This window comes from Streptomyces sp. KR55 (assembly GCF_052245645.1).
GTDB lineage: Bacteria > Actinomycetota > Actinomycetes > Streptomycetales > Streptomycetaceae > Streptomyces > Streptomyces flavusporus.
In genome coordinates, this window is the sequence record NZ_JBQQCE010000609.1 from 1 (window position 1) to 4785 (window position 4785).

Genomic DNA, 4785 nt, shown 5'->3' on the forward strand with positions numbered 1-4785 from the left:
CTCTTTCGCACCCTTTACCGTGGATGCGATCGCGTCGTTCAGACCGGTGGCCGCGCAGGTGCGCCGGCAGCGAAGTGCGGCAGCGGGCCGGAGACGGGGCGGCAGCCAGGACGGTGAAGCGCAGGCCGGCACGCCGGACTGGTCATCGCCGCTCACGCACCGGCGTGGATATCACGCCGGTGCGTGACGAAGCAGGAAGTAGTCGCGGCGCCGTCCGAGGCCGTACCACGGCTGGTCGCCGGGGTGGTCCCGGACGGCGGCTCGTTCTGCCGTGGTTAACCGATGTGTTGGTGACCAGGTCGCTCAGTCGGCCCAGACCGCGACGACCGACGGGCGGGGCAGCTTGCCGGGACCATCGGGCCAGGCGGAGCCGGGGTTCTCGGCTGTGGCGCCGTCGGTCTCGCCCGGGTGCTGGGGTGCGACCAGGATGCGGTCCCTGGTGATGATAGGGCCGCAGGTCTCGGCGCCCTTGGGCATGGTCAGGAACTGCATGACGTGGCCGCGGTGGGGGCCCTTGACGGGGACGGCGAACAGGCCGTCGTGGAAGCCCAGGGCGGCGCCGTCGGTGGCGAGCCACAGGTTGCCGTAGTCGTCGAAGGCGATGGCCTTGAGGTCCGCGAGCGTGCGGTGGGCGAGGTCGCTCCAGTGCCCGACCTCGCCGGAGACGTAGTACGGGATGCCACAGATGGAGAAGTTCGGGTAGGCGTCGGCCACGACCACGGTGACCTCGCTGTCCGGTTCGAGCTCACGGGCGCGGAGCGCCGCGCTGATGCCGGCGTCACTGCCGCCGACGGCGACGATGCGCTTGCTGACCACCGGATACCTCCGTCTGGGAACGGTGCGGGTGGGAGTGGGGCAGTGCGGCGGGGGAGCCGTCGGCGCCCCCGCCGCGGGTTGGGCCGTCAGGCGAGGTAGTCGGTGAGTTCGCGTTCCAGGGCGGCCTTGGGCTTGGCGCCCACAATGGTCTGGACGACCTTGCCGTCCTTGTAGACGTTCATGGTGGGGATGGACATGACGCCGTACTTCGCGGCGACGGCCGGGTTCTCGTCGATATTGAGCTTGACGATCTCGATCTTGTCGCCGTGCTCGGCGGCGATCGCCTCCAGGGAGGGCGCAAGCTGGCGGCACGGGCCGCACCAGGCGGCCCAGAAGTCGACCAGGACCGGCTTGTCGTTGTTGAGGACGTCCTGGTCGAAGGAGTCCTCGGTGACGTTCTTCAGAGCCATGGGGGCTTGTCTCCTGCGGAAGGTCAGACGGCGGCCGCGATGGGCTCGCCCTCGACGGCGCTTGTGTCGCTCAGCGCGGCGAGGTACCGCTCGGCGTCGAGGGCGGCCGCGCAGCCGCTGGCGGCGGCGGTGATCGCCTGGCGGTAGGTGTGGTCGACGACGTCTCCGGCGGCGAAGACGCCGGGGATGTTCGTACGGGTCGAGGGCGAGGCGACCTCGACGTAGCCGCTGTCGTCCAGGTCCAGCTGGCCCTGGAACAGCTCGGTGCGCGGGTCGTGACCGATTGCGATGAACAGGCCCGTCACGTCCAGGTCGCGCGTCTTGCCGGTGAAGACGTCGCGGAGCACGACCCCGGCGAGCTTGCCGTCCTCCTCCTTGAGTTCGGCGATCTCGCTGTCGAATGCGAAGGAGATCTTGTCGTCGGAGAAGGCCCGCTTCTGCATGACCTGGGAGGCGCGCAGCGTCGAGCGGCGGTGGACGACAGTCACCGAGCGGGCGAAGCGGGTGAGGAAGGTGGCCTCCTCCATGGCGGTGTCGCCGCCGCCGACCACGACGATGTCGCGGTCGCGGAAGAAGAAGCCGTCGCAGGTGGCACACCAGGACACGCCCCGGCCGGAGAGCTCGTCCTCGCGCGGCAGGCCGAGCTTGCGGTAGCCGGACCCGGTGGCGACGATCACGGTCTTGGCCCGGTGGACGGTGCCCGCGGTGTCGGTGACGGTCTTGATGTCCCCGGTCAGATCGACCTCGACGATGTCGTCGTCGACCATCTCCGCGCCGAACCGTTCCGCCTGGGCGCGCATGTTGTCCATGAGGACGGGGCCGTCGATGCCTTCGGGGAAGCCGGGGAAGTTCTCGACCTCGGTCGTCGTGGTCAACGCCCCGCCGACGAAGATCGCGCCGCCGAAGACGAGCGGCTTGAGTTCGGCGCGGGCGGTGTAGAGGGCGGCGGTGTATCCGGCGGGGCCGGAGCCGATGACGATGACCTCGTGTATGCGGTTGTCCGTCACTGAGGTCACGCCTCCTGCTTGGCGTCGATCTCGGTGATCAGGGCCTCGATACGGGTCTTGATCTCGTCGCGGATCGGGCGCACGGACTCCACACCCTTGCCGGCCGGGTCCTCCAGGGCCCAGTCGAGGTACTTCTTGCCCGGGAAGATCGGGCACGCGTCGCCGCAGCCCATGGTGATGACGTAGTCGGACGCCTGGACGGCCTCGGTGGTCAGCACCTTGGGCTGCTGGTCGGAGATGTCGATGCCGACCTCCTTCATGGCCTCGACGGCGGCCGGGTTGACCTGGTCGGCCGGGATCGAGCCCGCGGAACGGACCTCGACCCGGTCGCCCGCGAGGTGGTTCAGGAATCCGGCGGCCATCTGTGAACGCCCGGCGTTGTGGACGCAGACGAACAGCACGGAGGCGAGCGGGGTCGAGGACATCGGTTCTTCCTTCACGAGTGGGTTCAACGGTGATGTGGGACGGAACTTCAGGTGCTCGGCAGGGAGTCGAGCAGTTCGGTGATGTGGGCGTCGATCTCGTCGAGGATGCCGCGGACGACGGTGATCGGGGCGCCCTCGGGGTCGGTGACGGGCCAGTCCAGGTAGCGGCGGCCGGGTACGACGGGGCAGGCGTCGCCGCAGCCCATGGTGACGACGATGTCCGCGGCCTGGACCACCTCGGGGGTCAGCGGCTTGGGGAAGGCGTTGGTCAGGTCCAGGCCGGCCTCGGTCAGCACCTGGGCGACGACCGGTTCGACCTCTGCGGCCGGGAGCGTGCCCGCGGAAGAGATGACCACGTGGCCCGCCGCTCGGTGGGCGAGGAGGGCAGCGGCCATCTGGGAGCGCCCGGCATTGTGGCCACAGACGAACAGCACCCGGGGGAGCCCGACGCCCGGCGCGCCCTGGATGTGCGCGAGCGCGTCGAGCCGCTCGGTGGCCAGGTGCTCGGCGAGGACGACGAGGTGGGTTCGGACGCGGGCGTGCTCGGCGAGACGCTCGTATGAGTCAGTGACGACCTGCTGGATGGTCTCTGCCGAGAAGTGGCCCCGGTAGCGCAGCGCAAGCCGGGCCACCCCGGCGGCGAGGCGCTGGTCAGGCAGGACAGGGGGTGGGGATGCGTTCATGAGGACCCCCTTCTCTTCGGGTCATGGGCCCAACAGGCGTTGAGTGCGGGTCCCAAGGGTCAGCTCAGGCTGGTGTCAGCCGTGGGTGATGTGACAGTATCAGCCCATGATGACGTCAGTCGACACTGAACTGATCCGGGTTCTGGGCGACCCGCTCAGGCTGCAGATCGTGACCCTGCTCGCCAAAGAGGCGCTGTGCACCACGCACCTGGTGGAGGAGACCGGCGCCCGCCAGACCAACCTCTCCAACCACCTGAGAGTCCTGCGCGAGGCCGGGGTCGTCGAGACGGAGCCGTGCGGGCGCTTCACGTACTACAAGCTCCGCCCGGACGTCATCGCCTCTCTCGCCGGCCAGTTCACCGATCTGGCCGAGTCCGCTCGTACAGCCGCCGACAACAAGCGGTCCTGCCCCTGACCCCCCGCCGCGTGAGGCGACTGCACCAAGGAGTCTTTGTTGACCGCCACTCATGAGACGGCTGCGGAATCCGTCATATCCGCCGCTGAGCCTCAGCCCGTGCCCGGGCCGACCCCGCCGCGTACGCCCCTGGTGGCCAAGGCCACCGCCGAACTGGTCGGTACCGCGGCCCTGGTGGCGGTCGTCGTCGGATCCGGTATCCAGGCCACCGAGCTGACCCGGGACGTGGGCGTGCAGCTGCTGGCCAACTCCCTGGCCACGGTCTTCGGTCTCGGCGTGCTGATCGCGCTGCTCGGTCCGGTCTCCGGGGCGCACTTCAACCCGGTCGTCACCCTGGCCGAGCTCTGGACCGCTCGGCGCGGAGGTCCCGGGGCCACCGTTCGCGAGGCGGCCGTCTACGTGCCCGCTCAGGTCGCGGGCGCGATCGGGGGCGCCGTGCTGGCGGACGCGATGTTCGGCGAGCCGTTGGTGGAATGGTCCACGCATGACCGCTCGGCCGGGAACCTGCTGCTGGGCGAGGTGGTCGCCACCGCGGGTCTGATCCTGCTGATCTTCGGCCTGGCCCGCACGGACCGTCTGCGCTTCGCCCCCGTGGCGGTCGCGTCGTACATCGGTGCCGCCTACTGGTTCACGTCTTCCACCTCGTTCGCCAATCCGGCGGTGACCATCGGCCGCGCCTTCAGCGACACCTTCGCGGGGATCGCGCCCGGTTCCGTACCGGCGTTCATCGGGATGCAGCTCGTCGGGGCCGTGGTCGGACTGGCGCTCGTGGCCCTCATCTTCATGACCGGCCGGACTGCTTCCGACGCATGATGCAGACCACCCAGGTGGTGGTGATCGGCGGCGGCCAGGCCGGGCTGGCCGCCGGTTACCACCTGCGCCGCCTCGGCGTCGAGTTCGTCATCCTCGACGCCCAGTCCGCGCCCGGAGGGGCGTGGCAGCACAGCTGGGACTCCCTGCACCTGTTCTCCCCGGCAGCCTTCTCCTCTCTGCCGGGATGGCTCATGCCGCCACAGGCGGGGGAGGAGT

Annotated in this window: 9 protein-coding genes; 4 read left to right on the forward strand and 5 right to left on the reverse strand. The window is 69.8% G+C overall.

Annotated features, from left to right (window positions below; genetic code table 11):
- The coding region (locus ACTWQJ_RS46525) for a hypothetical protein (RefSeq protein WP_443312425.1) at positions 1-187 on the forward strand (187 nt) is incomplete at its 5' end.
- 116 nt (positions 188-303) lie between these two features.
- On the opposite strand, the gene ACTWQJ_RS46530 is transcribed toward ACTWQJ_RS46525, so the two are convergent.
- The 5 genes from ACTWQJ_RS46530 to ACTWQJ_RS46550 all read right to left on the reverse strand — a co-directional run bounded on the left by ACTWQJ_RS46530 (position 304) and on the right by ACTWQJ_RS46550 (position 3341).
- Positions 304-816, reverse strand: a complete 513-nt coding sequence (locus ACTWQJ_RS46530; protein ID WP_443312426.1) for an alkaline phosphatase PhoX — start codon at positions 814-816, stop codon at positions 304-306.
- An 86-nt stretch (positions 817-902) separates the two neighbouring features.
- Entirely contained in the window at positions 903-1226 is a 324-nt protein-coding gene (gene trxA, locus ACTWQJ_RS46535; protein WP_443312427.1) for a thioredoxin, read from the reverse strand.
- Positions 1227-1249: 23 nt separating this feature from the next.
- Positions 1250-2233 carry a thioredoxin-disulfide reductase gene (gene trxB, locus ACTWQJ_RS46540; RefSeq protein WP_443312433.1) on the reverse strand — a complete coding sequence of 328 codons (984 nt, stop codon included), beginning with the start codon at positions 2231-2233 and terminating at the stop codon, positions 1250-1252.
- Positions 2234-2238: 5 nt separating this feature from the next.
- On the reverse strand, positions 2239-2658 hold the full coding sequence (locus tag ACTWQJ_RS46545) for an arsenate reductase ArsC (protein ID WP_443312428.1): 420 nt from the start codon (positions 2656-2658) through the stop codon (positions 2239-2241).
- A gap of 47 nt (positions 2659-2705) precedes the next feature.
- Positions 2706-3341 (reverse strand): arsenate-mycothiol transferase ArsC, encoded by a 636-nt coding sequence (locus tag ACTWQJ_RS46550; RefSeq protein WP_443312429.1) that lies wholly within the window; start codon positions 3339-3341, stop codon positions 2706-2708.
- A 106-nt stretch (positions 3342-3447) separates the two neighbouring features.
- On the opposite strand from ACTWQJ_RS46550, the gene ACTWQJ_RS46555 reads away from it, so the two are divergent.
- The 3 genes from ACTWQJ_RS46555 to ACTWQJ_RS46565 all read left to right on the forward strand — a co-directional run.
- The gene (locus ACTWQJ_RS46555) at positions 3448-3756 is read left to right on the forward strand and encodes an ArsR/SmtB family transcription factor (protein ID WP_443312430.1); all 309 of its coding nucleotides are present in this window, start codon (positions 3448-3450) and stop codon (positions 3754-3756) included.
- Positions 3757-3795: 39 nt separating this feature from the next.
- On the forward strand, positions 3796-4569 hold the full coding sequence (locus ACTWQJ_RS46560) for an aquaporin (protein ID WP_443312431.1): 774 nt from the start codon (positions 3796-3798) through the stop codon (positions 4567-4569).
- Positions 4566-4785, forward strand: a 220-nt coding sequence (locus tag ACTWQJ_RS46565; protein ID WP_443312432.1) for an FAD-dependent oxidoreductase, incomplete at its 3' end; no start/stop codon positions are given. The genes ACTWQJ_RS46560 and ACTWQJ_RS46565, both read left to right, overlap by 4 nt.

Bases quoted from the DNA above. Each gene is read 5' to 3' on its own strand.
- ACTWQJ_RS46555 (WP_443312430.1), top strand. From the start codon at position 3,448: ATGATGACGTCAGTCGACACTGAACTGATCCGGGTTCTGGGCGACCCG.
- ACTWQJ_RS46545 (WP_443312428.1), bottom strand. From the start codon at position 2,658: ATGTCCTCGACCCCGCTCGCCTCCGTGCTGTTCGTCTGCGTCCACAAC.
- ACTWQJ_RS46550 (WP_443312429.1), bottom strand. From the start codon at position 3,341: ATGAACGCATCCCCACCCCCTGTCCTGCCTGACCAGCGCCTCGCCGCC.
- trxA (WP_443312427.1), bottom strand. From the start codon at position 1,226: ATGGCTCTGAAGAACGTCACCGAGGACTCCTTCGACCAGGACGTCCTC.